The sequence below is a fragment of the Dyadobacter sp. BE31 genome, from assembly GCF_031457695.1.
Lineage (GTDB): Bacteria > Bacteroidota > Bacteroidia > Cytophagales > Spirosomataceae > Dyadobacter.
Map to the genome: position 1 here is coordinate 146,010 of NZ_JAVDXA010000005.1, position 26,691 is coordinate 172,700.

Below are 26,691 nucleotides of genomic sequence, written 5' to 3' on the forward strand. Positions count from 1 at the left end.
TTATGAGTAGTCGCTATATACAAATTATGGACACGACACTCCGCGATGGTGAGCAAACCAGCGGGGTGTCGTTTTCCGCATCCGAAAAACTGACCATCGCCCAGATCCTGTTGCAGGAAGTGAAGGTCGATCGCATTGAAGTAGCCTCGGCACGTGTGTCGGAAGGGGAGTTTCAGGCGGTTAAAAAAATCACGGATTGGGCCGGTGCGAATGGTTTTCTGGATAAAATAGAAGTACTCACGTTCGTTGACGGCGACGCGTCCATTAACTGGATGGTACAGGCCGGTGCGAAGGTGATGAACCTCCTTACCAAAGGGTCGCTGAACCATTTGACCCACCAGCTCAAAAAATCGCCGGAAGCGCATTTCGAAGACATTCGCAATGTGATCGAGCTCGCGGAAACGAAGGGCATTCAATGCAATGTGTACCTCGAAGATTGGAGCAATGGGATGCGCAATTCGAAAGAATATGTGTTCCACTCGCTTGATTTTCTGAGTACTTTGCGAGTTAAGCGTATTTTGTTGCCGGATACGTTGGGCATTCTGACGCCATTTGAGTCGTATACATTCATTAAGGAAATCGTTGAGCGTTACCCCAATCAGCATTTCGAATTCCACGGCCATAACGACTATGACCTGGGCGTTGCGAACGTGATGGAAGCACTTCGGGCGGGCGTACAAGGCCTGCACCTGACCGTGAATGGCATGGGCGAGCGCACAGGTAATGCGCCCCTCGCGAGCACGATCGCGGTGATCAACGACATGATGCCGGAATGTACCACGGCGGTGAATGAGAAGTCGTTGTACTCGATTTCCAAATTGGTGGAGACGTTCTCCGGCATTCGCATTCCTGCTAATAAACCGATTGTAGGAGAGAGTGTTTTTACGCAAACTGCTGGTATTCATGCGGATGGTGATAAAAAGAACAACCTCTATTTCAGCAAACTGATGCCCGAGCGTTTCGGTCGTCAGCGTTTGTATGCATTGGGTAAAACTTCCGGAAAAGCGAATATCGAGAACAACCTGCGCGACCTGGGCATTTCGCTTTCAGATGCCGATTTGAAAAAGGTAACGCAACGCATTATCGAGCTGGGCGACAAAAAGGAGGTGGTGACGCCAGAAGATCTGCCGTACATTATTTCCGATATCCTCGACAGCAGTGCCGTGGAGGAGAAGGTGGTAATCACCAACTACGTGCTCACGCATTCCAAAAACCTGAAACCTTCCGCCACATTGCAGATTTCTTTCGGCGAAGAGGTTTTTGAGGAAAATGCGCAGGGCGACGGCCAGTACGATGCATTTATGAATGCATTGAAAAAGATTTACAAGAAAAAGGGAATCGAGCTGCCGATGCTGAGCGACTATGCCGTGCGAATTCCACCGGGAGGTAAGACGGACGCATTGTGCGAAACGATCATTACCTGGGAGATCAACGGCAAGGAGGTCAAAACGCGCGGTCTGGATTCGGACCAGACGTTCTCGGCGATCAAGGCGACGCAGAAAATGCTCAACCTGATCGGCGTTCCCGAAACTAAGATTGAACCAATCGCTAGTGCATTGTCGTAAGGCAGTGCATTTATTTTGTTTATAATTTATTGATTATCAATTAAAAATTTAATGAAAAAGCATATCCTTATCGTTCCGGGCGACGGAATCGGACAAGAAGTTACAGAGGTAGGAAAGGCAGTATTGGTAAAAATCGCCGAAAAATTCGGTCATGAATTCACTTACGACGAGGCACTGATGGGCCACGTGGCCATCGAAGCAACAGGTAACCCGCTTCCTGACGAAACGTTGGAAAAGATGCGCAACTCCGACGCGATCCTTTTCGGTGCCGTTGGCCACCCGAAATATGACAACGATCCTACTGCCAAAGTTCGCCCTGAGCAAGGCTTGCTGAAAATGCGTAAGGAACTCGGGTTGTATGCTAACCTCCGTCCGATCAAGTTGTTTGATGAACTTTTGGGTGCATCTTCCATCCGTCCTGAAATCCTTAAAGGCTCGGATATCCTTTTCTTCCGTGAGTTGACGGGCGACATTTATTTCGGAGAAAAAGGCCGCAAAAACGACAACAACACCGCTTACGACATCGCTGAATACAGCCGTTACGAAGTGGAGCGCATTGCCCGCAAAGCTTTCGAAGCTGCTCGTACCCGGGGAAAACGTCTTTGCTCTGTGGATAAAGCAAACGTTTTGGAAACAAGCCGTCTGTGGCGTGAGGTGGTTCAGGCTTTGGCTCCTGAATATCCGGATATCACCGTTGAGCACCAGTTCGTGGATGCAGCTGCGATGATGCTCATCAAAGATCCTAAGCGTTTCGACGTAGTAGTGACTGCGAACCTTTTCGGAGATATCCTTACCGACGAGGCCAGCCAGATCGCCGGATCCATGGGAATGCTCGCCTCGGCGTCAGTTGGCGATAGCACCGGTGTTTACGAACCTATCCACGGCTCAGCGCACGACATTACCGGTAAAGGTGTTGCAAACCCCTTGGCATCAGTACTTTCGGCCGCATTGCTCCTCGATATTTCATTTGGTCTGAAAGAAGAATCGGAGGCGATTATTTCGGCGGTAGACAAGTTGCTGAAAGATGGTTTCAGAACTCGCGACATTGCCGATGTAACCACCCCGGCTGACAAGATCCTGAATACACAACAGGCTGGCGAAGAGCTTTTGAAAAGAATCTAAAAAATTTTAAAGTTTTGCCAAACAATATTTGTTGCATTCAAAACTTGTGCTTTCTTTGCAGAAGAAAATCGCGGTGAGCGAAATTTCGCAACATGAATATGAGCCAACAAGATAACCTCATTCTCAATCTCCAACAGCTACCGTGAGGCGGGAAAGGTTATGTTTTGATAAGTTACAGACCCTTTCCCGTGACAAGGAAAGGGTTTTATATTGCCTGAAATATTGTTAAATTCGTGTCCCATAAAAAAATTAATACCCACCAATGAGTAATCGAGTTCAGATCTTCGACACTACTTTACGAGACGGCGAGCAGGTTCCTGGCAGCCAATTGACCACCGAAGAAAAAATCGTGGTTGCTACCCAACTCGAAAAGCTGGGGGTAGATATTATCGAAGCCGGTTTCCCGGTTTCAAGTCCCGGAGATTTTCGTTCTGTGGTAGAAATCTCCAAAGCTGTACGTGAGCCCATTATTTGTGCGCTTTCACGTGCGGTACAAGGCGATATCGACGCGGCTGCGGACGCACTGCAATATGCCAAACGGGCACGTATCCACACAGGTATCGGTTCTTCCGACATTCACATCCAGCATAAGTTCAATACTACCCGTGAGAAAATCATCGAAAGAGCGATCGCGGCTACGAAATATGCTAAAACCAAAGTCGAGGATGTTGAATTTTACTGCGAAGATGCAGGTCGTGCTGACCTGGTTTTCCTTTCACAGTTGGTAGAAGCGGTAATCGGTGCCGGCGCAACGGTCGTGAACATTCCTGACACGACTGGCTATTGCTTGCCCGATGAGTACGGAAACAAAATCAAATATATCTTCGAACACGTTTCGAATATTCATAAAGCCACTATTTCGATCCACTGCCACAACGATCTCGGCTTGGCTACTGCGAACTCGATCGCGGGTATCAACCAGGGGGCGCGCCAGGTAGAGGTTACCATCAACGGTATCGGCGAGCGCGCCGGTAACACTTCGCTGGAAGAAGTGGTAATGGCATTGAAAGTGCACCAGGAGCTGGGTCTGGAAACAGGCATTAATACGCAACACATTTACCCGACGAGCCAATTGGTGTCAAAAATGATGCGTATGCCGGTGCAGGCCAATAAAGCTATCGTGGGCCGGAATGCATTCGCCCATTCGTCGGGTATCCACCAGGACGGCTTCCTGAAAAACAATCTGAACTACGAAATCATGAACCCGCAGGACGTGGGTGTCGATAAATCCGACATCGTACTCACTGCCCGCAGCGGACGCCACGCATTGAAGCACCGCCTCGAATTGCTTGGGTTCTCCTTCGAAAAAGCTGCATTGGACGAACTGTACACTCGGTTCCTCGAAGTAGCCGATATCAAGAAAGAAGTAAACGACGGAGATCTGGTTGAGCTGGTACGTACAGCGGAAGCAGTTTAATTAGAATATCCTTAGAATTAGTTAACACGTTGAATCTGAATTTGATGTTTTAAAGAATTTTTTGTAAGATTACATATTCAATAACATCCATCAGATTGCAAAAAGCCCTCGGTGATTCTGACTAAGGGCTTTTTCTTTGTTTTATAGTATAATGGTGCGGTTGTGGTGAATGAAAACGCGGTCGTTAAACACCAGTTTCAAAGCCTTCGAGAGTACCGCTTTTTCCGTGTCTTTTCCCAATGTCGCCATATCCGAAGCGGTCAGTTTGTGATCCACTTCTTTTACATCCTGCGCGATAATCGGGCCTTCGTCGAGGTCGTTATTCACAAAATGCGCGGTAGCTCCAATGATTTTCACACCGCGTTCGTATGCCTGCCGGTAAGGGTTGGCCCCGATAAATGCGGGTAAAAATGAATGATGGATATTTACGATCCGGTTCGGGAAACGCTCGACAAATTGCGGCGTGATAATGCGCATATATTTGGCCAATACGACGTAGTCGGGACGATAAATGTCCAATGTTCTCGATATCGCCTCCTCATGTTCCTCCCGGGTTTTGTTTTCATGGGAAATAAAATGGAAAGGTATGCCAAATTTGCCCACTAGTGGCTGTAACGTATTATAATTGCTTATTACGGCCATAATCGTAGCATCCAGCTCATTGAATGCATAGCGGATCAGCAGCTCGCCGAGGCAATGGTGCTCCTTGGTGACCATCAGCACAATATCCTTGTTCTTTTTAGGATTAATGCGCAGGTTTAATCCGGCAGGCAGTTCGGATTGAAGGGCTTTTAATAATTCTGGAATATCGGTATCTCCCTCAAATTCGGTACGCATAAAGAAATAGCGCGAAGGGCTTACGTACTCGTCGTTACTGATGATATTCTGATTGTGGGCAAAAAGAATGCGGGTAACATGATAGATCAAACCCTTGTGATCGGGGCCATCCATTAATAAGATATGTCTTTGACTCATGAGGGGACTTGCTTGTAGCGCTTAATCGAACTTCAAATATACAACAGAAGGCGTGCTATTACCGGCTCAATCAGAGCGCATTTTCATATTATTTGTAACTATTCAAAAGGCATCTGTGTTAACCAGAAATCGAGAAGTATTTCAGATTATGGCAGAAACATTATTTATACCGACAGATACAAACAGAGGTGAGGTTTATGAAGCGCTTTTTCCGCAAATCGAAGCATTGATTGCCGAAGAAAGTGATCTTACAGCTAACCTTGCGAATATAACCGCGGTTTTAAAGGAAGCTTTCGGGTTTTTCTGGGTGGGATTTTACCTGGTTAAGGAAGGACAGTTGGTGCTCGGGCCGTTTCAGGGGCCGATCGCGTGTACGCGTATTCCATTCCATAAAGGCGTATGCGGTGCAAGTTATACGCGCGCTGAAACCATTCTGGTGCCGGATGTAGAGCAATTTCCGGGTCATATCGCGTGCAGCTCGGCATCGCGTTCGGAAGTGGTGGTACCGGTTTTTCACAGAAATGGAACCGTTGCAATGGTGCTGGACGTGGACAGCGACCAGCTCGACGATTTTAGCGAAACCGATCAGGTAGCCTTGGAAAAAATAGCTTCCCTGATTACCAGAAAGCTCTGATTATTAATAAAAAAAGCCTCGCCGGTTATACCGGCGAGGCCATTACAGGCAACAAAATACCTTCAATGGGTGTCAGTTCAATGAGAACATGGGCAGACGAAGGGCTACCACATTATTGAACATAAGCTTGGTTATTTTGGGATCCATATAATCGATCAGCGGAAATTCCGAGACGAGCGACATAACTTCAAATTCAGTTTCTGCGCGAACCACACACCAGAGTCTGGAATAATCATCAGACAAAGCATAAGACATAAGCCTTCCTTGCTCCATCAGTTCATTAATCTTTTTTCTCTGAGCAGGTATTTTTGCTGTGAAATCTTCCGACATGACAGCCGGCAGCTGGATTTCAACCATATATTGGCTCATGGGGCGATAGATTTTAGGTTGTATTTATTAAATGATATGCGCCTTCGAATAGTTCCTTGGCGTAAAGTACCCAACATTCGGCAATAGTTTTTCGAAGCATTCCAACCATTTTGATAATGAGGGTGTCAGACAATTTACGACGGACGCGAGAGCGCGGGTCGGATCATAACGCAACAGTAGTCGGCTATCTTATGGATAGAGGTGCTGAATTTAATTACAAACCGAACGAAGCACCCCTAACCTTCGGATGACGTTTAACGAACAGGAACTGGTGAAAGGCTGCAAGCAGCGCAACCGTATCGCCCAGAAGCAGCTATATGATGTTTTTGGGGGTAAGTTGTTTGCTATTTGCCTGCGCTATACCAAAAACCGCGCCGACGCGGAGGACGTATTGCAGGACGCTTTCATCAAAATTTACGAAAACATTGATTCTTTCAGGGCCGACAGCCCGCTGGAATACTGGCTCAGATCCGTAGTGGTAAACACGGCATTGAACCATTTACGGCAGCAAAAATACCTGAAAGAACTCGACGATATAGATGTACATCACAATGGCTTGTCGGATAGGGAGTTCACGCTGGGGAATTTCCAAATGCAGCAACTCATGGAAATGATCCGCGAATTGCCGCCCGGTTGTCAGACAATCTTCAATCTATATGCGATTGAAGGTTACCAGCACAATGAGATTGCCCAGATGTTGGGTATCTCCGAAGGAACGTCCAAATCGCAATACTCGCGGGCCAGGACGTTGCTTCAACAGAAGTTGAACAAAGAAAAAAGATTTGATGATGGATCCGTCCAACATAAACAATTTTGAGGATCAGTGGAGAAAGGCCCTGCAGGAGGCTTCCGAAGCTCCCCCGCCGTCTGTGTGGGAGGGTATCGAGGCGCGTCTTGACAAGGAGCAGGAAAAGGTCGTTCCGATGTGGTGGCAGTCGCCGAAAGTATGGTACGCTGCTGCGTCGATCGTTGCACTGCTGCTGGTAGGCGGTGGACTTTGGTTGTCGGGCCTTAAAACCGGTGATAAACCACAGGTAGCTGTGAATACCAAGCCAGCGGGGGTGTCAGAAGGTGAGAGTCGTGAAGCAACTCAAAAAGCAGCTTCTCCAAACGAGAGCTTGAATACGGAGAGACTGGCGACTGCAAGCGAGCCCCAAACTTCATCGATAAAGCCAGGGCAGCAGCAATCTTCCGAATCGAAGACCGGGATCGCTGCAACAAGTCGTGGCAAGGCTGTTGGCAAAGGCGGGAGCGCATTTGCTGAAACAAAAAATCCTGAGGCTGAGCGGCAGGAAGTAGCAGTTGCTGCCAGTGTTCGGAAGCCGTTTGCTGACAAAGGTTCAGTGAATGAGGTAATCAACACGTCCTCTTCGCCTATCGAGAACGCGCAGCCCGGGGAAATTGCGGCGGCAAAAGTGACCGGAAACAGCTATGCGGCTGCATTGGCGGACCAAAGCCAGACGATTTCTGCACAATTGCTGGCGTCTCTGCCTTACAGTGACCTGGATGTTTATGTACAAAAGCGTCATGTTTTCTTCCGTCCTCAAATAGAAATAGAAGAGCCTGTAAAAGAGAAAAAGCCTAAGGAATATTACGCTGGCCTGGGCGTTATGCCGGCATCGTTCAATCCGGATGTACAGTTGAAAGAGGCACCCATGGCTTTTTCGGCGCAATCGGTGAGCCAGAGACGGGCAACTACCGGATCCAGCGAAGCCCGTGCCTCGTACGCGGTGCAAACGCAGGGCGGTGTGCGACTGTCGAAGCATTGGTCCGTAGAAACAGGCATTAGTTACCTGCGCGGCAATTCAGCTTATGAAGGTGGTGGTTATGTGCTGAATGCATACAGTAACTTGTCTTCTAATGTGTTGGAAAATGCATTGGCCGGATTAACTACCTCTGCGAATAGCCCTGCCGCCGATAAAGCGGCCGGTTTCAATAATGGTGCGTTATATATTGATGTCGCTAAAAAAGTAAGTAACAATTATCAATATCTCCAATTGCCGGTGCAGGCGGGCTTTACATTAAATCCCGACAAGAAATTCAGCTACTCGGTGCTCGGTGGGATGATGGCCAATTTCTTTTTAGTAAATGAATTGGAATCCGCTTCCGGGGAGATTATTCGAACAACAGCCAGCGACGATATTTACCGTGGCATGAATTGGGCTGCGACAACCGGATTGAGATTGAATTACAAGCTCTCTTCAAACTGGGCAGCCAACCTGACCGGTTCGTATCAAAAGGCCGTATCGTCAGGCTTTAAATCCAATCAAAGCCTCGATGCGCATCCTTATTTGTATGGCGTATCCTGGTCCGTTCGCTATTCTTTTTGAGATAATTGAAAAAAGATTCCAACCATTACCAATTGGTTTGAATCTATCGAATTGTGGGTTGATTGTGGAGAAGGAAAATGTTCTTGCATCTATTAGCCATGAAAATTTCAAAGAAGTCGATCACCGTTCCGATGCTGGCAGCAGCGATGCTGTTTGGCTGTACAAACGACAACGTTGCGCCCGGGAATGAAGTAAATCCGGTGGAAATACCGGCCTCGGTTTCAAACGGGACCACTTCTTTTGCATTTGATTTCATTCACGCGTTACAGAAAACGCAATCAGCGGAAGAGAATCTCTTCGTATCACCACTCAGCTTGCACATGGCTTTGGGCATGCTTTTGAACGGCGCAGAAAAAGAAACCGCCGACGAGATTCAAAAGGCATTGAAAATGGATGCAGTCGCATTGGCTGACTTGAATGCGGCATATAAAACATTAATTAATGATTTGCCGGTTGCCGATTCGAAAGTGAGTTTGGGATTAGCAAATTCGGTTTGGTATAGAAATGACTTTTCAGTTGAAAATGATTTTCAATCTGTTTTGAAAAACTCATTTGAGTCGGAAGTAACAGGACTGCCATTTGACGATGCTGCGAAGGACCGGATCAACAAATGGGCGAGTGATAAAACAAACGGAAAGATTCCGACGGTCCTCGACCAGATTCAGCCGCAGCAGGTCATGTTTCTGTTGAATGCATTGTATTTCAAGGGAGACTGGCAAACGAGGTTTGATGCCGGCAAGACGCAGGATACACCATTCAGGCTGGAAAACGGGCAGAGCAAAAATGTAAAAATGATGTTTGCCGAATCCGATTTCAAAGTGGGTTCAGGGAGCAACTATGACGCAGTCCGCCTTCCTTATGCCAATGGCCAGTTCAATATGACCTTACTCATTCCCAAAGGCCAGCATACGGTGGATGCGGTGCTGAACGACATCACAGGCGAGGGATGGACGAAACTGAATAGCGGAATGGCTGAACGGGGTATTACTGTGGGATTGCCGAGATTTACATTCAAATACTCAGCTAAATTGAATGGAACCTTGGACGCGATGGGCATCAAGCGTGCGTTCGTGGAAGGAAATGCACAACTCAACAAGATCAATAAAGTAGCACAGCTCTACGTGGATTTTGTAAAGCAGGATGCATACCTGGGAATCGATGAGAAGGGAACGGAAGCAGCTGCGGTAACAACCATCGGTGTAGGGCTTACATCTGCCGGACCGGAATCGCCAAGATTTATTTGCGACCGTCCGTTTGGATTAATCATCAGCGAAAGCACTTCCAATACCATTCTTTTTATGGGTAGGATCAAAAATCCGGAATCAAAATAGCAATGCCAAAAAGCATTTAAAAATATCAAAGATAAAAAATACCGGTTCGCCGGTATTTTCGGGGTGCGTTATCGTCCGAAGGCCTTGCTTTCGGACGATTTTGTTTTGTGTTCCAACCAATTACAGAAAAGTATTGTCCTGCATTTACCCAAGTTGAAATATCATTTTTACTAGCCTCTAAAACCAAGCCGTATGAAACCTAAACTTTTACTGTTATGTGTCGTAGCATGGCTTTGCTGGTCGTGTAACGATCAATGTAAGGAAACACGTGTTGTCCGCCGTTTTAGTAACGTTACCTATTCTCTGATAGAGCTCAGGACACAGGTGAAGGCAGAATCGCCCCGTAGTTTGGTGCAGCCAGGGAAAATGTATGTGAAGGGGAAATATTTATATGTCAATGAAATTAAAAAGGGTATTCACATCATCGACAATGGCAACCCTGCCAGTCCGAAGTTTATAACGTTCATCAATATTCCCGGTAACGGCGACATAGCGGTACGCGATAATATTCTTTATGCTGATAGCTATTCCGACCTTGTTTCGATCGACATTACCGACCCTACCGCGCCCAAAGAAGTAGGCCGTGTTAAAAATGTTTTTCAAACCGGTACTTTCGACGGCGGCAGCTGGGGACTTAATGAAAGCATAGGTGCTATTTTCGATCAGAATGTTGAATGGGTGGAAGAAACCGTGACTGTGAATTGCGAAGACAATATTTCGCCCGGGTCGTGGTGGGGTGGCTGGCTGTTTGCCGACAGGGCGGTTCTCAGCAGCGCATCATCGGCTTCGCCGCAATCTTCGGGCAGCACCACCGGGCAGGGAGGCTCCATGGCCCGTTTCGCGCTCGACCGTAATTTCCTCTACGCAGTGGGGCAAAGCCAAATGCATTTATTCAAGATCGACAAGCCTTCCCAACCGGTTGATTTTAAAACGATCAGTCTCGGCTGGGGCATCGAAACCATTTTCCCTTATAACAACAATCTGTTCATCGGCTCTTCGTCGGGCATGTTTATCTATGACAATAGTGATCCTGCGGAGCCTAAGCAGCTTTCGATGTTCCAGCACGGCCGCGCGTGCGATCCTGTGGTGGTAAGCGGGGGCATCGCTTACGTGACGTTACGCACGGGCACCGCTTGCGGGGGAGGCCAGAACCAGCTCGACCTCGTGGATGTGAGCAATCCTTCCGCGCCACAACTGATCAAAAGTTATCAGATGGAAAACCCACATGGCCTGAGCGTCGATTTCCCTACGCTTTTCCTCTGCGAAGGCGAGCACGGTCTGAAAGTGTTCGATGTGAGCGAGCGCTTCTCGGTGGATAAAAACCAACTCGCGCATTTCAAAGATATGCACGCATATGATGTGATTTCGCTTGGCAAAACTTTGCTGCTGATCGGGGAAGACGGTTTTTACCAATATGATTCTTCCAATCCGAAAGATCTGCGGTTACTGAGCAAAATTCCGGTCGGAAAAGCGATTTGATATGAAAAAGATCGCATACTTATGCTTGCTGCTCGCCGCTACGGCAGCAAATGCGCAAACCGGCAAAAGCCCGAGGTTTGTAAACCATACCGAATTTGGCGGCTTATTTGGCCGGGTTAAATATGATAATCCTTACACCGGAAATCAGGAGCAGGTCGATAGCAAGACAAGCCTAACGATCCAGACATTCAATGGCCTGCAATTGAACCGCCGACTATCCGCCGGCGTAACCCTCGGAATGGACTGGTACAAAGCCGCATTACTGAACCCGATTGCGGGAGGCGTGCGGTACGATTTGGCAGGAAGGAAAAACGTGCAGCTATTCGGTACGCTCGACGCAGGTTACGCATTTGCCTGGTTTCATGACGATTCCGAAGGCTTCGATACTAAGGGCGGGCTGATGGTCAATCCGGGCCTGGGCATTAAAGTAGGAAAGCCGGGATCTGCTGCATTTACGTTGGCATTGACCTACAAACGGCAGGAAGCTCACGTTACCAAAGCCCCGTTGTGGGATCAAAAGGAGCGTTTCGAAGACCGGGTTTACAACAGGCTTGCATTGCGGTTAGGGATCAGTTTTTAAAATTATAAGCCATGAAAAGAATTGCATATTTGTTTGTTTGCCTCGTTTTTCTTGGATTAACTGCGTTTGAGTGCGGAAATGGGAAGGATTGTTGTGCTATGCCGCCATGTTCGGAAGTCGCGTCGCTGGCTGGTACCTGGCGATTGGATTATTTTCAGAATACAACCACAGGCGCGATTGACAAAGATCCGGGAATCAGCGGGAAGAGCGTGGTTTTAACTTTCTCGGACGACCAGAAAAATGGGACGATCGCCGGCCACACTTTTGTGAATACGGTTACCGGAGCTTATACGCTTGGCCCCAATTGTACTTTCAAAATCAGCAGCTTCGGCGGAAGTAAGGTGGGTGAGCCGGAATGGAGTGGTAAAGCCTGGCTGCCGTCGGATTCGACGGGCGGTAAGGGGAGTTATCACGTACAATCTGATAAACTGATCCTTAAATTTGATCGAAATCCCGAACAGCTGGTGTTCAAAAAGGACAAGTGAGCATGAATCAGGCGGAGAAAGTCAGATCTCCGATTGTATTTTCCGCCTGATGTGGATTGATTTCTCAAATTCTGCGATTTCCCGCACAAACATCTGCTGCCCGCGGTTATACCAGTCCCTGAATTTCTCCGACTGATCAATATGCTTCGGCAGATAATCAAAGATTACTGATAGGTCAAATGACCTGGACATTACCCCGGCGCCGGATATCACGCCGTCGATCGCGTTGCATTCCTGTTCGAAATGGTTCGGTACGGGCACCATCATCACGGGTTTGCCCAGGTACATTGCCTCACAAACCGATTCGAAACCCGCTGTGGTCACCAGCGCGCGGCAGGTAGCGAGCATCCGCAGGTATTTTTCACTGTTGATCTGGTGAAAAGTGAGTGTATCATCAAAAGCAAACTCTTCCGACGCATCCGCATTGTCCCAGAAGCAATGCAACTGTACATCTGGGTGTTTTCGGTGCCAATCGATCACCTGAGCGCTCAGGCTGTGATGGGTCATATAAACGAGTATGAAGGAGCCTTTTTGCGGCGTAAGTCGCGTAACTTCCTTGCGGAGCAGCGGCGGTACTACCGTGATTTTCAGATCAGGTTCCGATGACATTTCGCGGAACGACAATGCAAGCCGGTTAGCCGAAAGCCAGGAGGTCGATTTAGAGTTGAGATTGATCAGAAACTGGTTGATCCGGCTGTTTTCAGGAAAAATAAACTTCGGATGGAGCAACAGGTATTGATGCGCGATGCAAACCATCGGTATGCCCGAGCGATAAATCAGATTGTAAAGCCCTCCGTAAGTATCGTAAAAACTCACAATCAGATCCGGGTTGATCTGCTTCACCGTTTCGTGGATACGATGTAAGCTTTTGAGGTATTTGGGTAAATGCGCCAGGTGGGTCGCAATCGTCCGGCCTACATTCATACCGCCTCCTTGTGCTTTGTATATGATATTGGGCGCGGCAAAATGATGTACCGGCGCGAAGATCTGCTCCTGGAAAAATGACGGAATATTCCTGCCCGGAGATGTCCCCACCATCGCACCCACCACCTTGTGTCCTGCACTACGCAGAATCTGGCCGAGCGAAATGGCTTGCGTCAAATGCCCCCGGCCCTCTCCCTGAACCAGAAAAAGGATTCTCATGATTATAGATAGCGCTGATTCCGCCCCGTCAGAAAACTGGTGAACGCCACCTGCTTCTCGATGCCGGGGAAGTTCTCAACGACTTTTTTGGTACTCGTTTTTTTTACAGGCTTCTCGATGATCTCCTGCTGGTCGTAGTAGAGCAGGCTCCAATTGCCTTCGAAATCCTCTACCAGCGCGCTCAACGTCTCGACCCAGTCACCGGAGTTCATGTATTTGATACCTTCTATTTCGCGGATCGCCGGGTGGTGAATATGCCCGCAGATCACGCCGTCGCAGTTCCGCGAGCGGGCGAGTTCGGTCAGTTTCTCTTCAAAGTCGGTCATGTAATTCACAGCCATTTTCACCGACTGTTTTACACGTTGCGATAAAGAGTAATAGGAGAGACCGCGCCATGCGCGATATTTATTGTAAAATTTATTGACCCAAAGCAGGAACGTATAACCGATATCGCCCAGGTAAGCCAGCCATTTCAAATGAGTGGTGATGGAGTCGAAAACGTCGCCGTGAGTCACGTAGAACCGCTGTGCGCCGGAGGCTAATACGTAATCTTTTCGGATCTGGAAATGCTTACCGAGACGCAGCGGGATAATCTGATCGAGGAAATCGTCGTGGTTTCCGCGGATATAGATCACTTTCGTTTTATTTTCCTCTATCATTTTCAGCACGCGCTTGAAAAACAACGTATGCTTGCGTTTCCACACCCCATACTTTTTCAATTGCCACGCGTCGATAATGTCGCCATTCAGGATAAGCTTCTTGCAGGTGTAGCTTTTCAGAAAATTGGTGACCTCTTCTGCCTTCGATCCTCCTGCTCCGAGGTGAATGTCAGAAATGATGATAGTCCGAAAGTGAGTTGTATCTCCCATGATACAAATTTTCTCATTTAATATTAACTGGATATTATTCGCAGGTTATCAGTAGGTTAAGTTTGTGCTGAAAACTACTTCTACAAATCGTTTTTGAAATATTTGCAGAGTAACTATGAGTTTCTTTAAAAGAAAAATATCATTTTTACCTTTCGCATAACTCATCAACCCTAATGAAAAAACTACTCACTCTATTGTTATTTTCCACTGCGCAGGCATTTGCCCAGCAGGTGTATTTACCCCATGAAGTAGAGAAACAAGCCGAACCCGCCGGCGGACTGACCGTCCTTAATCAGTTTATTACCTCGAACCTTCAAATACCCTTTCAAAATTCGATCAAAGGAGTAAACGGACGGGTGTATCTCAAAGGCGTGGTGCAGCCTGATGGCAGCATGAGCAGCATTGAAGTGACCCGCGGGATCGACACTTTATGCAATGCGGCGGCCGTGCGTGTGCTCGGGATGTACAAGGCCTGGAAGCCGGCTATGCTGGCTGGGCAACCAGTCCGGCAGGCGGTCTTTTTTCCAGTAACATTCAAGGCGGAGGCTAAGCCTGCCTTTGACACGGCAAGGCTTGCATTCATTGATTATTTCAACGAGGCGTTCGTACCCATCGACTCTGCGCGGGCCAAGTACCGGAGGACATTGCCCGTCGATGAGCGGGGTTTCGTATCGGGAGATGTGGCTTATGAAGAGTCAAGAGGCAGAAAATGGAAGAGGCTCGGCGAAGCAAAATTTGCGAAGACGCCTATCCGCTACAAATCGCGTTTTGTGAACCCGGGTGCAGACTCGATTGCCGCGTACAGGATTGCAGCCCGGGATTATAACGAAGCCAGCCATGCTCCCGAAGTTACATTTGACGCCGAAGGCCGCGTGCTTTCATATGTGGAATACGGCGTGGATGGAAAAGCATCCCTTATCAAAGACTATGACCTGAATGGCATGGTAAGACGCCAACAGTTGATATCAGATTCTCTGATTACGGAAGTTTACTGGGATCCCAATGGGCAAATCAGGGCTCATAGGGAATTTCCGGTCAATAGAATGGGCGCTAAGGAGGAACCCCTGCTGATGAACGCCTGGGGGCCGGACGGAGCACAATATGTGAAAAACGGCGATGGTTATTGGCGAGCCGCGGGAGAAACACTCAATGGTAAATGGCTTTTCGAGCAAGGAAAGGTTGTGAGTGGTGTGAAAGATGGGAATTGGGTCGGGAAATTGGCGGATAGTACCCTGTATTACGAGGAAGTTTATGATTTGGGTCAATTCAAAAGTGGTAGTTCCTGGGCGAATGGGGAAAAGAAAGAATATACCAATACCATGATTAGTCCCGAATTCAAAGGCGGGATCAAAGAATTCTATAAATTTTTGGGGATGAATATCAGGTATCCCATTGATGCCGCGCGCAACGGCATCTCGGGACGTGTAATGCTCTCGTTTGTGGTGTGTGAAGATGGTTCAATGTGTGAGTATAAAGTGGAAAACCGAATTGGTCATGGGTTGGATGAGGAGGCGCTTCGAGTTGTAAAGCTAATGAACGGAAAATGGAATCCGGGGGAAATGAGGGGCCAGAAGGTGAGGGTTAAATACAATGTACCTATCAATTTCCAGGTCGAGGGGCCAATATTCCGCCGCTAGCCGCTACCACCCATCCTTTCCCGGAGCCTTTCACAGTCTCCGGGATTTTTTTGTCCCAAATGCATTAGGAAGTTGCACGGAGTTTGATAATATTGTGATATCAATTTAATATCAAACTAAGCAAACTATGATCGAAAAAGAATTACGCTCTATCTCTGGCTATCTGCTGTTTGTGATAGGCCTGGCGCTGCTTTTTGGCGGCTTTGTGTATGCGATCGCCACCGGCAGCCCTGTTACCGGACTGATTATCGGCGTCACCGGATTTATTATTCTCATTGGTCTCACGGTCATTAACCCGAACGAAGCGGTTGTAACGACTTTTTTTGGCGATTATATGGGTACGATGAAACAAAATGGCCTGCGTTGGGTAAACCCGCTCTTCCGCAGGAAAAAGATCAGCCTCCGTGCCCGGAACCTGAACGGACAGAAACTGAAAGTGAATGATAAGCTAGGTAACCCCATCGAAATCGCCGCGGTAGTAGTGTGGCGCGTAGGAGATACTGCCAAGGCTTCTTTTGAAGTGGATGATTATGTAAAATATGTGGAAATCCAGTCGGAGGCGGCGGTGCGGCATTTGGCGGGCATTTATGCTTATGACTCGATGGAAGATGAAGAAGCGAGTGCTCAGGAGGTCACGCTGCGTGACGGGAGCGGAAAAATCAACGAAATGCTCGAAGCCGAGCTGACCGAGCGCCTGAGCCGGGCCGGTATCGACGTACTCGAAGCGCGGATCAGTCACCTCGCTTATGCCCCTGAGATCGCGGGTGCGATGCTGCAACGCCAGCAGGCATCGGCTGTGGTTGCTGCCCGCCGCCAAATCGTGAATGGAGCGGTGGGAATGGTGGATATGGCGTTGGCCATGCTATCGGACAAGCAGATCGTGGAGCTCGATGAGGAGCGCAAGGCCGCGATGGTGAGTAATTTGTTGGTAGTTTTGTGCGGTGAGAAAGCGGCGACCCCTATTCTGAACGCCGGCACTTTGTATCCATGATATGGCGGAGAAAAAAGCATTTGTTTTGCGGATCAATCCTGATATGCTTAGGGAACTCGAAACCTGGGCACAGCAGGATTTCCGCAGTTTGAACGGGCAGATCGAGTTTTTGCTGAGTGAGGCATTGAAAAAACAAAGGCGCTCAAAATCAAAGGGAAGCGATAGAGACGGTGCAAAAGATTAATTAAAATGTTAAAATTGCACTTATATAGTTGTCGTACTAATTTTTTAAAGCTCACATGAAGCAAATATTCAGGACACTTTCATTAACAATCCTTTCCTTTCAGCTTTTTGCGCAGATTCCAGACACATTTCAATGGCTTCCCGACGGCAGTGGTTACCGCGACGCAGGCGACAGCCAGATCGTGGAAGTAACCTTGCCCGCCAACCAGGAAAAAATCATTGTATCATCCGCGCAGCTTACACCACAGGGCGGCTCTCCGCTGAACATCCGTAGCTATTCGATCAGCAAAGCAGGTGATAAGGTTTTAGTTTACACCAATACCAAACGTGTGTGGCGATACGATACGCGCGGCGATTACTGGGTGTATGACATCACCGCCAAAACGCTGAAACAACTCGGAAAGGGGTTGCCGGAGTCGTCGCTGATGTTTGCGAAATTCTCACCCGATGGCAAGAAAGTCGCGTACGTGAGCAAGCATAATGTGTATGTGGAAGACCTCGCGACCAGCACGGTGAAGCAGGTTACTACCGATGGTACCGACCGCGTAATTAACGGTACATTCGATTGGGTTTACGAAGAAGAATTCGACTGCCGCGATGGCTTCCGTTGGAGCGACGACAGCAAGTCCATCGCCTATTGGCAGCTCGACGCCCGCAAAATCCGCAATTTTCTGATGATCAATACTACGGATTCCATCTACTCGTTCAATGTGCCGGTGGAATATCCTAAGGTAGGAGAGACGCCTTCTCCGTATAAAATCGGGGTGGTAGACGTTGCTTCGGCGCAGACGAAATGGATGAATATCCCCGGCGATCCGCAAAACACCTACGTTCCACGTATGGAATGGTCGGGGATGCCGAACGAGTTGGTGATCCAGCAGCTGAACCGCAAGCAGAACGAGAGCACATTGTTTTACATTAATACCACCGATGGCAGCGCGAAACCATTTTACAACGAAAAGGATGAAGCGTGGATCGATATCAAAAGCCGCTGGGATAACGACCCGATGGGCTGGGACTGGATCAATGGCGGTAAGGAATTTTTGTGGGTAAGCGAAAAAGACGGTTGGCGCCACACCTACCGCGTGAGCCGCGATGGGAAGAAGGAAACGCTCATTACTTCGGGCAATTTTGACGTGATCAGCCCGGTTCGCATTGACGAGAAGAACAATACCTATTATTTCATGGCATCGCCGGATAATGCGACGCAGAGCTATCTGTACAAGACTTCGCTGGATGGCAAAGGCACGCCGGTGCGCATTACCCCGGCCGATCAGGCAGGAACGCATGCGTACGACATTTCGCCGTTGGGTAAATTCGGGCGTCACCAGTTTTCGAATGCCAAAACATCGCCTTTGGTAGAGTGGATTTCGTTCCCTAAGCACGTTTCGATCGATCCTAACAACTCCATCGCACAATCCAAAGACAAGATCAACTCATCGAAAGCGAATATCGAGTTCTTCAAAGTAAAAACAGACGAAGGGGTGGAAGTGGATGCCTGGATGGTGAAACCGACCAATTTCGATGCGAGCAAAAAATACCCGATCGTATTCATGGTGTATGGCGAAGCTGCCGGAAGCACGGTGAAGGACGTTTGGGGAACCGGCAAAAACCGTTTGTATGCAGGTAGCATGGCCGACGACGGATACATTTACGCTTCCATCGACAACCGCGGCACACCTTCGCCGAAAGGCGCCAAATGGCGCAAGGCGATATACCGCAATATCGGTCGCATTAATATCAAAGACATGGACGGCGCTGCAACGGCGATGTTCAAACAATTTGCATTCATCGATACCAGCCGCGTGGCGGTGCATGGATGGAGCGGCGGCGGTTCGTCTACTTTGAACTTGTTGTTCCAATATCCGCAGCATTTCAAAACCGGTATCGCCGTAGCGGCTGTGGCCAACCAGCTCACTTACGACAACATTTACCAGGAGCGCTACATGGGCATTCCGCAGGAAAATCGGGAGGATTTTGTGAAAGGCTCGCCTATCACCTACGCTAAAAACCTGCGTGGTAACCTGCTCTACATTCACGGAACCGGCGATGATAATGTGCATTATCAGAATGCCGAAATGCTCGTTAATGAGCTGATCAAAGCTAATAAGGTGTTCCAGTTTATGCCTTATCCGAACCGCTCACACAGCATTTCCGAAGGCGCGGGCACATCGAGGCATTTGCAGTCGCTCTTCACGGACTATTTGAGAAAGAACTGCCCTCCGGGAGCGAAATAATATAGTAGTTAATAAAAGGAAAGACCTCCGGAACAATGTGCTTCGGAGGTCTTTCCTTTTGTATTGAAAACCTTACTTACCGTAGAGTTTCTTGGCTGCCGGCTCATATTTATCACCTGTACTCCATTGCGGTGCCGTTTTGCGGTCGGCGATCAGGCGGGTCGCATATGTGTAAGCCTGGCTGAATTTCAGCAGGTAGTTGAAATCGACGGTTTCGGGATGGTCGGTTACCTGGTGGTAGTTTTTCATGATATCCCCATTGAACTCCTTAAAACCGGGGGTGAAAGTGGGGGCAGGAACGCCTTCTTTGGCAAAGCTCACGTTATCCGAACGGTCGAAAAGCCCTTGCTCCGGCGAAGGGTCCGCATAAACGCCCAGGCCGAATGCCTTGCAAGCCGCTTCGATTTCCGCACGCGCCCCGGTGCGGTCGAGGCCCATGACCGAAACGATGGTGGTATCATTATATCCCGCGCCGTCGGAGTTCATATTGAAAATGCATTTGTTCAAAGGCATAATCGGGTGGGCCGCGTAGTATTTGCTGCCGAGCAGGCCTACTTCTTCGCCGGTCAACGCGACAATCACGATCGAACGCTTGGGAGGATTTTTCGCCAACGCTTCGGCTGCGGTGAGCAATGCGGTTACCCCAAAAGCATTATCGCGCGCGCCGTTGAAGATGCTATCCTCGGGCGTGTATGCCTGCCCGCCTTGCTTGCCTACGCCCACGTGGTCGTAGTGCGCGGAGAGCAGGATGTATTCTTCTTTCAGTTTGGCGTCGGTACCGGGAATATAACCGGCCACATTGTAGCTGTAAATCGGTTTGGCAATCCTGCCGGAAGTTTTAAAGGTAACTTCTTTCACCGCGCGCAATGCACGGGCAAATTTCGCCTCCTTGCCGTTTACCCAGGCATGCGGGATCGATTTAGCAGCAGTACCTTCGGCCAGCGAGATTTTTTCTCCTGCAAAAAACTTGCTCACCGTATTCCAGGGAATGGGAGCATTGAAAAGCTCAATAACCGCAATAGCGCCCTTGTCCTGGGCAATTTTGCGTTTTTCCGTCGAAGTAGCGATGATTTCGGAGGGTGTTTGTGTTTCGGGCGTACCGCTTTCTACCAGCACAATTTTACCTTTCACGTCCAATCCTTTATAATCATCCCAGCCTTTGGCCGCATTTTCCAGACCAAAACTTGCGTAAACGATCGGCGCTTTCAAATCCACCGCATCGCCGGCCATTAGAAGCCAGTCGGTGCCGCTTTTCATGATTTCGGCATCCGCTGCGATCTCTCCGGGGCCATTAGCACCCATTTCCTCGAATGGTACACGCTGGAAATAACTCGAAGTACCGGTTTCGGTATTGCCCGGTACGGGTACCACGCCCAGTTTGCGAAACTGCTCGGCAATGTAGCGTGCCGCTACGAAGTTACCCTGCTCGCCGGTGCGCCTGCCCATAAGCTCGTCGCCCGCGAGGAAGCGGATATGCGCCTCGGTTTCTGATTTTTTGATTTGGAATTCAGGTAATGAAGATGTCTTTTTCTGCGCATCGGCCGGGATTGCAAGGGCCAGCCCGAGCGGTAGCAGGAGGAAAGGTAGTTTCATGACTGTTTTGTGATGATTTAAAAAGAAAATGTGAAGATGTAAGATAATCAGACATCTCCACATTGTATGTTAGCCGAATCGGAATTCGCTACCGTTTGTTTAATATCACGGCTGCTTCTTTCGCGAAATAGGTCAGGATGCATTTTGCGCCCGCGCGGCGGATGCTGGTAAGCACTTCCATCATCGCACGGTCACCATCGAGCCAGCCGTTCTGCGCAGCGGCTTTCACCATCGCATACTCGCCGGAAACGTTGTAGGCAGCGATCGGAATATCGAAGTTTTCGTCCAGCAGGCGGATAATATCGAGGTACGACAATGCAGGCTTCACCATCAGCATGTCGGCGCCCTCTTCAAAGTCGAGCTGTGCTTCGAGCAATGCCTCGCGTTTGTTGGCGGGATTCATCTGGTAAGTCTTTTTGTCCCCAAACTTAGGCGCCGACTCTAATGCGTCGCGGAACGGACCGTAGAACGCACTCGCATATTTGGCAGAATAGGACATTATGCTCACGTCGGTAAACCCGTGCGCATCGAGATGCCGGCGGATGTAGCCCACACGGCCGTCCATCATATCGCTCGGGCCGAGAATGTCCGCACCCGCTTTGGCTTGCGCCAGCGACATATTAGCGAGGATTTCGAGCGTGGCATCGTTCAATATCTTGCCATTCTCAACGAGTCCGTCGTGGCCGTCCGAGCTGTATGGGTCCATCGCCACGTCGGTCATGATCACCAGCTCGGGGAATTGCTCCTTTACGGCGGTAATCGCTTTTAGGTAGAAAGTGTCTTCGTGGTAGCTCTCGGACGCGAAACGATCTTTTTTGCTTTCCGGATAGTTGGGGAAAAGATCAATTGCCCTGATACCCAGGTCAGTCACTTCTTTAAGCTCTTCGAGCAGATTGTCCAGCGAATAGCGGTAAATGCCGGGCATCGACTTCACTTCGGATTTCTGCCGTGTTCCTTCTACAACAAACATGGGGAAAATGAAATCGGATACCTGCAAACTGGTTTCCTGAACAAGGTCACGCACACCTGCGGATTTTCTATTGCGTCGGGGACGACGGTCTAACTGGATCATGATATTGGGCAGTCGGCGATCGGCTTTCGGCCGTCGGCTTTTTTATAGAAGCTTATTGAAATACTTTAAAGAAAACCCCACAAAGAAACACAGAGTTTCCCAAATGGCCCCTTTTTCGCAGTACTTAACTCACTCCATTGTCCCTACGCGGGCCGCCCATCCTCCTTTCCTCCATTTCTCCTTTCAACCAACCATGAGTTTAAACCCCTCCCCATGCAAATTCATGATCTGAATCGAAGGGTCTTCACGGAGGTATTTGCGGAGCTTGGTAATGTAAACATCCATACTGCGTGCATTGAAGTAGGAATCGTCGCCCCAGATGGTTTTCAATGCAAAGCTGCGGCTGATGGGCTGGTTGAGATTCTGGCAGAATAACCGGAGTAGCTCCGATTCCTTGCTCGTCAGGCGTGCGGAAGTGTCGCCAATAGCTAGTTGCTGGTGATTATAGTCAAAGGTATATTGGCCAATCTTGAATGCCTTCACCTCTTCCGGCTGGTCGGTCTGCCGGGTATAGCGCCTGAGAATAGCCTGGATCCGCATGAGCAATTCTTCACGGTCGAAAGGCTTGGTCACGTAGTCATCCGCCCCAACCCGGAAACCCTGCATCGTATCCTCCTTCATCGACTTCGCCGTTAGAAAAATAATAGGCACATCACGCCCACTCATACGTACCTCTTTTGCCAGCGAAAAGCCGTCCTTTTTGGGCATCATCACATCGAAAATGCACAAATCGTATTCTTTATCCACAAAGTGCTGCCATCCTTTTTGCCCATCAGTAGCAAGGTCGGTAGGAAAGCCTTTATCGGTCAGATATTCCTGAAGAAGCATTCCGAGGTTGGCGTCGTCTTCAACGAGTAAAAGATTGGGCATTTGGAAAAGGGGTAAATCGTTTAGGTTTGCAAGATACAACATCCCTGCCCGGGGTGGGTTGACCCATGAATAACAGAATTCAGGAAAAATTGCTGAATGGTTACATCCTGCGTAAATTAACCCGATAAAACTAGCGATCTTTCGTATCTGTGAAACCTTCTTAATTCATAAAAAATGTTAAAGTTCATCCTATGGGTCGCCGCGATCCTCGTGATCCTCGGTGTAGTGTACATTTCCGGGCCAAAAGTGCCGGAAGCACGCCTTACGCCTGTTTTACCAACCGTTACCAGCGATCTTATGAAGCTGGAAGAGGAGATAAGCCGTACCGAAAAGGCCACGCCGCTTTTGAAGCCCGACAACGAGGCGAGGATCGTGTGGGCGAACGATAGCCTGAAACAGAAGACTACTTACAGCATCGTGTACATTCATGGGTTCGGGGCGAGCTGGGCCGAGGGCGACCCTATTCACAAGGACCTGGCTAAGAAATATGGGGCCAATCTCTACCTCTCGCGTATGCACGACGCCGGTATCGCCGATACCAACGCGTTCGACGACCTCACGCCCGCCAATTTCCTGGCAGGAGCGAAGCGTGCGCTGGCGATCGGGAAGGCTTTGGGAGATACGGTGATCGTAATCGGTACTTCGGCGGGCGGCCTGCTCTCCGTTTACCTGGCGGCCACCCATCCGGAAATCAAGGGATTGGTGCTTTACTCGCCGTGCATGGCCATTGCGAACCCGGCCATGAAACTCGTGACTGGCCCGTGGGGTCAGCAAATATTGCATAAGGTGATGGGTACCCACAATATGGGTAAGGATTCCATTCCGGCGCAGGCGCAGTTCTGGTTGCAGGGCTACCATACCAATGGGCTCACGACATTGCAGCAGATGATCGACGCCATTGCGCGGCCGGAGATATTCGCCGAAGTCAAAATGCCGGTTTTTGTCGGGTATTATTATAAGGACGAAGAGCACCAGGATAAAGTGGTGTCGGTGAAGGCGATCCGTAAAATGTTCGAAGGCCTGGGCACGCCGGCGGACCTTAAAGAGGAAATGGCATTTCCTGAGACCGGCGACCATGTGATCGGCTCGCGGTTACGATCGAAGGATGTAAAGAGCGTGTACGAGGCCACAGACCGGTTTTTCCAAGAAAAGCTGCATTTGAAACCAGTAGAAAAGCCTGTGGCCCAGCCTTGAACGGATACAGGAAAGGGATCGCGGCGGCGGATATTGTGGTTAAAGCCGTTAAAAATGCTTTACTTTGCCGGCTTGAACGGACATCCTAATTAATCAACAATAAAAGGAAACATGGCTTACGGTTTATTAAAAGGAAAAAGAGGAATTATATCGGGTGCACTGGACGAAAACTCCATTGCCTGGAAAGTAGCGCTGAAAGCAAAGGAAGAAGGTGCCACGTTTGTACTCACCAACGCGCCTATCGCCATGCGTATGGGGGCGATCAATGATCTGGCGAAACAATGCGACGCCGAGATTATCCCTGCTGATGCTACTTCCCTGGAAGATATTGAGAACCTCTTTACCAAATCGACCGAGATTCTCGGCGGCAAGATCGATTTCGTATTGCACTCGATCGGAATGTCGCTGAACGTACGCAAAGGCCGGTCCTATGGCGACCTGAACTACGAGTGGTTCCAGAAGGGCGTGGATATTTCGGCACTTTCGCTGCACAAATTCTTGCAGGTAGCCGAAAAGCTCGACGCGATCAACGATTGGGGATCGGTTGTGGCATTATCCTACATTGCGGCACAACGTACCTATTCATTCTATAATGATATGGCCGAAGCCAAAGCCATGCTTGAAAGCATTGCGCGCAGCTATGGCTACCGTTATGGAAAAGCTAAAAATGTGCGTGTGAACACGATTTCGCAGTCGCCTACCAAAACCAAGGCCGGCTCGGGTATCGAAGGGTTCGATGCATTCTATGATTTCGCAGAAAAAATGAGCCCGCTGGGCAACGCTTCGGCAGATGATTGCGCGAACTACGCGATCACCCTGTTCTCGGATCTGACCCGTTTCGTGACGATGCAGAACCTGTACCACGATGGCGGTTATTCTTCAACCGGCATTTCCGAAGAACTGGTAACGATGATTCAGCAACAGGCGGAGCAGCAGCAGTAATATTCCAATTCGATTTTCTGAAAACCCTTCAAGGCACGTGTTTTGAAGGGTTTTCTTTTTGTATTAAAATAAATGCGTATACACACCGTTTCGCGTTGTGTAATGTTTGAAGAACCAATTAGTTTAGCCAAATAAAATCCATTTATGAATCATCAGACCCGTCACCCCTTTTTCAGCAAACCCGGGGCATTGGCAAGCCGCCTTTTGCTCGCAGCCATGTTCCTGACTTTATTTTCATGTGGAGGAGAAAAAGAGGCCACCAAAGAGGCTGTTCCCGATGCGCCGGTTTACACGCTGGTGTTTCTGGATAAAACCCAAAGCGTGCATGTCGACAAACGCTATGTGAACGACAAGTACCGCCAGGCACTGACCGACATTATCGATCAGAATATGAAGAACAAGGGCGATAAACTGGAAGTGTACTTCATTCATGAAAACACATCCAAGGCCCGCGCGTTGTCCCTAACCATTCGCAGCGAGCGGGATAATCTCGAAGGCGCGAATGCAACCGACCGGGAGGGCATCGAAACCGCGTTCCAGCTGACATTGCAAAAGGAAAAGAGCATTTACCTGCGGCAGTTACTGGCAAAGCTCAATCAACAGAATACAGGGGCCTCCAACTTGTCGACAGACATTTGGGCCAGCTTGCCTGTTATCGCCAAAGCCGGTGAAAGTGGCTCGGAAGTGAAAGTATATTATTTCAGTGATATGGTGGAAAGCGTAAAAGGCGCCGATCGCCGCGATTTTCATACCAACCCGCCGAAAAGCGACGCTGAGGCAGAAGCGGATGCCAAAGAAGATACCAAGAAGCTGGAACGTTACGCGATTGGCTCACCGCAGGTTACGATCGTGTCCCCATTCGAACCAACAGCTTCCAGCAAAGAAAACAACCCGCACGTAACGCATTACTGGCAAACGCTCTTCCAGGAGCTGGGCGGGGTAAGTGTAGAGGAACTTTGAGTAGTGGGGAATTATAGATTTTGAATGGCTTTCAGATTCTCTGCGTCGTCGAAAATGGCGCGTATGGGGATTTGGAAGCCTTCTACTGCGAAGCTTTTGACATCGCCTACGGCAGATTTGAGGATCAGCTGGTACTCCTCGCCGAAAAGGTGATATTGTTCCAAAGTTTCATCTTTCGGGTCGATAATCCAATATTCATTGATACCATGTGCTTGGTAATCCTTGAATTTGATTCCTCGATCACGCGCTTTTGTCGAGGGGGAAAGGATTTCAACTACCAAATCGGGTGCTGGAAAAAGCATCTTGTCACTGGAAAATTCATTTGATTTTTCCTTGGTAAAAAAGCAAATGTCCGGCTCGTAGTCATTGCGGGTTAAGGAAATCATTAGCTTCTCATATCCTACAAAACCTAGCGCATTCTTGCGTACATAAAGTGAGAGAGCAGTAAAAAGCAAGCTCCCGATTTTAGTGTGCATGAACGTTGCGGGAGAATGTGTGACAATTTCGCCATTGATAAACTCGGCTTTTTCCTGCTCGGTAACCTCATTGTAAAATTTCAACCGACGCTTCCGTTCTTCATCAAGCGCTTTTTGTACCGCATCCAGCACCAGATATGCATCTGGCTCATCCATGATTTCCGAAACGATACGATTACTCATCTCTTTTGTCAATTGTAGTGTTTCCAAATTTAACAAAGTTTAGGGTGAAAAGAT

25 protein-coding genes are annotated in these 26,691 nt (G+C 48.8%); 17 read left to right on the top strand and 8 right to left on the bottom strand.

Going from position 1 to position 26,691, the window contains the following annotated elements; genetic code table 11:
- Positions 1-2 precede the first annotated feature (2 nt).
- The 3 genes from J2Y43_RS23850 to J2Y43_RS23860 all read left to right on the top strand — a co-directional run bounded on the left by J2Y43_RS23850 (position 3) and on the right by J2Y43_RS23860 (position 4,104).
- Positions 3-1,565 carry an alpha-isopropylmalate synthase regulatory domain-containing protein gene (locus J2Y43_RS23850; protein ID WP_309988633.1) on the top strand — a complete coding sequence of 521 codons (1,563 nt, stop codon included), beginning with the start codon at positions 3-5 and terminating at the stop codon, positions 1,563-1,565.
- A gap of 51 nt (positions 1,566-1,616) precedes the next feature.
- Positions 1,617-2,687, top strand: coding sequence for a 3-isopropylmalate dehydrogenase (gene leuB / locus J2Y43_RS23855; RefSeq protein ID WP_291201285.1), 1,071 nt, complete (start codon positions 1,617-1,619; stop codon positions 2,685-2,687).
- Between the two features lie 262 nt (positions 2,688-2,949).
- Complete coding sequence (locus J2Y43_RS23860; RefSeq protein WP_106595775.1) at positions 2,950-4,104, top strand: 2-isopropylmalate synthase; 1,155 nt, start codon at positions 2,950-2,952, stop codon at positions 4,102-4,104.
- Between the two features lie 141 nt (positions 4,105-4,245).
- Here J2Y43_RS23860 and purU read toward each other — a convergent pair whose 3' ends face one another.
- Complete coding sequence (gene purU, locus J2Y43_RS23865) at positions 4,246-5,079, bottom strand: formyltetrahydrofolate deformylase (protein WP_309988628.1); 834 nt, start codon at positions 5,077-5,079, stop codon at positions 4,246-4,248.
- Positions 5,080-5,227: 148 nt separating this feature from the next.
- Here purU and J2Y43_RS23870 point away from each other — a divergent pair, with 148 nt between their 5' ends.
- A complete protein-coding gene (locus J2Y43_RS23870; RefSeq protein ID WP_309988625.1) occupies positions 5,228-5,713 on the top strand; it encodes a GAF domain-containing protein in 486 nt (161 codons plus the stop codon).
- Positions 5,714-5,785: 72 nt separating this feature from the next.
- Here the strand turns inward: J2Y43_RS23870 and J2Y43_RS23875 are convergent, their stop codons facing one another.
- Positions 5,786-6,082, bottom strand: coding sequence for a muconolactone Delta-isomerase family protein (locus tag J2Y43_RS23875; RefSeq protein ID WP_090149248.1), 297 nt, complete (start codon positions 6,080-6,082; stop codon positions 5,786-5,788).
- A gap of 247 nt (positions 6,083-6,329) precedes the next feature.
- On the opposite strand from J2Y43_RS23875, the gene J2Y43_RS23880 reads away from it, so the two are divergent.
- The 6 genes from J2Y43_RS23880 (at position 6,330) to J2Y43_RS23905 (ending at position 12,287) form a co-directional block, all read left to right on the top strand.
- A complete protein-coding gene (locus J2Y43_RS23880; protein ID WP_090385172.1) occupies positions 6,330-6,899 on the top strand; it encodes an RNA polymerase sigma factor in 570 nt (189 codons plus the stop codon).
- Entirely contained in the window at positions 6,868-8,412 is a 1,545-nt protein-coding gene (locus J2Y43_RS23885; RefSeq protein WP_309988619.1) for an outer membrane beta-barrel protein, read from the top strand. Before J2Y43_RS23880 ends, J2Y43_RS23885 begins: the two co-directional genes overlap by 32 nt.
- A 98-nt stretch (positions 8,413-8,510) precedes the next feature.
- The gene (locus tag J2Y43_RS23890; protein ID WP_309988617.1) at positions 8,511-9,743 is read left to right on the top strand and encodes a serpin family protein; all 1,233 of its coding nucleotides are present in this window, start codon (positions 8,511-8,513) and stop codon (positions 9,741-9,743) included.
- Between the two features lie 192 nt (positions 9,744-9,935).
- Complete coding sequence (locus J2Y43_RS23895; protein ID WP_309988614.1) at positions 9,936-11,222, top strand: hypothetical protein; 1,287 nt, start codon at positions 9,936-9,938, stop codon at positions 11,220-11,222.
- Between the two features lies 1 nt (position 11,223).
- Positions 11,224-11,802, top strand: coding sequence for a hypothetical protein (locus tag J2Y43_RS23900; protein ID WP_309988611.1), 579 nt, complete (start codon positions 11,224-11,226; stop codon positions 11,800-11,802).
- 11 nt (positions 11,803-11,813) lie between these two features.
- On the top strand, positions 11,814-12,287 hold the full coding sequence (locus J2Y43_RS23905; RefSeq protein WP_309988608.1) for a hypothetical protein: 474 nt from the start codon (positions 11,814-11,816) through the stop codon (positions 12,285-12,287).
- Positions 12,288-12,308: 21 nt separating this feature from the next.
- On the opposite strand, the gene J2Y43_RS23910 is transcribed toward J2Y43_RS23905, so the two are convergent.
- Positions 12,309-13,430 carry a glycosyltransferase family protein gene (locus J2Y43_RS23910; RefSeq protein WP_309988604.1) on the bottom strand — a complete coding sequence of 374 codons (1,122 nt, stop codon included), beginning with the start codon at positions 13,428-13,430 and terminating at the stop codon, positions 12,309-12,311.
- Between the two features lie 2 nt (positions 13,431-13,432).
- Positions 13,433-14,299 (bottom strand): UDP-2,3-diacylglucosamine diphosphatase, encoded by an 867-nt coding sequence (locus J2Y43_RS23915; RefSeq protein ID WP_309988601.1) that lies wholly within the window; start codon positions 14,297-14,299, stop codon positions 13,433-13,435.
- Between the two features lie 173 nt (positions 14,300-14,472).
- Here J2Y43_RS23915 and J2Y43_RS23920 point away from each other — a divergent pair, with 173 nt between their 5' ends.
- The 4 genes from J2Y43_RS23920 (at position 14,473) to J2Y43_RS23935 (ending at position 19,347) form a co-directional block, all read left to right on the top strand.
- The gene (locus J2Y43_RS23920; RefSeq protein WP_309988598.1) at positions 14,473-15,936 is read left to right on the top strand and encodes an energy transducer TonB; all 1,464 of its coding nucleotides are present in this window, start codon (positions 14,473-14,475) and stop codon (positions 15,934-15,936) included.
- A gap of 127 nt (positions 15,937-16,063) precedes the next feature.
- Positions 16,064-16,927 carry an SPFH domain-containing protein gene (locus J2Y43_RS23925; protein WP_309988593.1) on the top strand — a complete coding sequence of 288 codons (864 nt, stop codon included), beginning with the start codon at positions 16,064-16,066 and terminating at the stop codon, positions 16,925-16,927.
- 1 nt (position 16,928) lies between these two features.
- Positions 16,929-17,111, top strand: coding sequence for an Arc family DNA-binding protein (locus J2Y43_RS23930; RefSeq protein WP_291201245.1), 183 nt, complete (start codon positions 16,929-16,931; stop codon positions 17,109-17,111).
- Positions 17,112-17,166: 55 nt separating this feature from the next.
- Positions 17,167-19,347: a S9 family peptidase gene (locus J2Y43_RS23935; RefSeq protein WP_309988590.1), complete on the top strand. Its 2,181-nt coding sequence runs from the start codon at positions 17,167-17,169 to the stop codon at positions 19,345-19,347.
- 72 nt (positions 19,348-19,419) lie between these two features.
- Here the strand turns inward: J2Y43_RS23935 and J2Y43_RS23940 are convergent, their stop codons facing one another.
- From J2Y43_RS23940 to J2Y43_RS23950, 3 genes are all read right to left on the bottom strand, one after another.
- Positions 19,420-20,940 carry a M20/M25/M40 family metallo-hydrolase gene (locus J2Y43_RS23940; protein WP_309988587.1) on the bottom strand — a complete coding sequence of 507 codons (1,521 nt, stop codon included), beginning with the start codon at positions 20,938-20,940 and terminating at the stop codon, positions 19,420-19,422.
- Between the two features lie 88 nt (positions 20,941-21,028).
- Positions 21,029-22,012, bottom strand: coding sequence for a porphobilinogen synthase (gene hemB / locus J2Y43_RS23945; protein ID WP_223405874.1), 984 nt, complete (start codon positions 22,010-22,012; stop codon positions 21,029-21,031).
- A gap of 183 nt (positions 22,013-22,195) precedes the next feature.
- Positions 22,196-22,882, bottom strand: a complete 687-nt coding sequence (locus tag J2Y43_RS23950) for a response regulator transcription factor (protein ID WP_309988582.1) — start codon at positions 22,880-22,882, stop codon at positions 22,196-22,198.
- Positions 22,883-23,056: 174 nt separating this feature from the next.
- Here J2Y43_RS23950 and J2Y43_RS23955 point away from each other — a divergent pair, with 174 nt between their 5' ends.
- From J2Y43_RS23955 to J2Y43_RS23965, 3 genes are all read left to right on the top strand, one after another.
- The gene (locus J2Y43_RS23955) at positions 23,057-24,076 is read left to right on the top strand and encodes a serine aminopeptidase domain-containing protein (RefSeq protein ID WP_309988579.1); all 1,020 of its coding nucleotides are present in this window, start codon (positions 23,057-23,059) and stop codon (positions 24,074-24,076) included.
- 111 nt (positions 24,077-24,187) lie between these two features.
- Positions 24,188-25,018 (top strand): enoyl-ACP reductase, encoded by an 831-nt coding sequence (locus J2Y43_RS23960; RefSeq protein ID WP_223400869.1) that lies wholly within the window; start codon positions 24,188-24,190, stop codon positions 25,016-25,018.
- A gap of 144 nt (positions 25,019-25,162) precedes the next feature.
- Positions 25,163-25,978 carry a hypothetical protein gene (locus J2Y43_RS23965; RefSeq protein WP_309988576.1) on the top strand — a complete coding sequence of 272 codons (816 nt, stop codon included), beginning with the start codon at positions 25,163-25,165 and terminating at the stop codon, positions 25,976-25,978.
- An 11-nt stretch (positions 25,979-25,989) separates the two neighbouring features.
- Here J2Y43_RS23965 and J2Y43_RS23970 read toward each other — a convergent pair whose 3' ends face one another.
- The gene (locus tag J2Y43_RS23970) at positions 25,990-26,664 is read right to left on the bottom strand and encodes a Uma2 family endonuclease (protein ID WP_309988573.1); all 675 of its coding nucleotides are present in this window, start codon (positions 26,662-26,664) and stop codon (positions 25,990-25,992) included.
- Between the last annotated feature and the right edge of the window lie 27 nt (positions 26,665-26,691).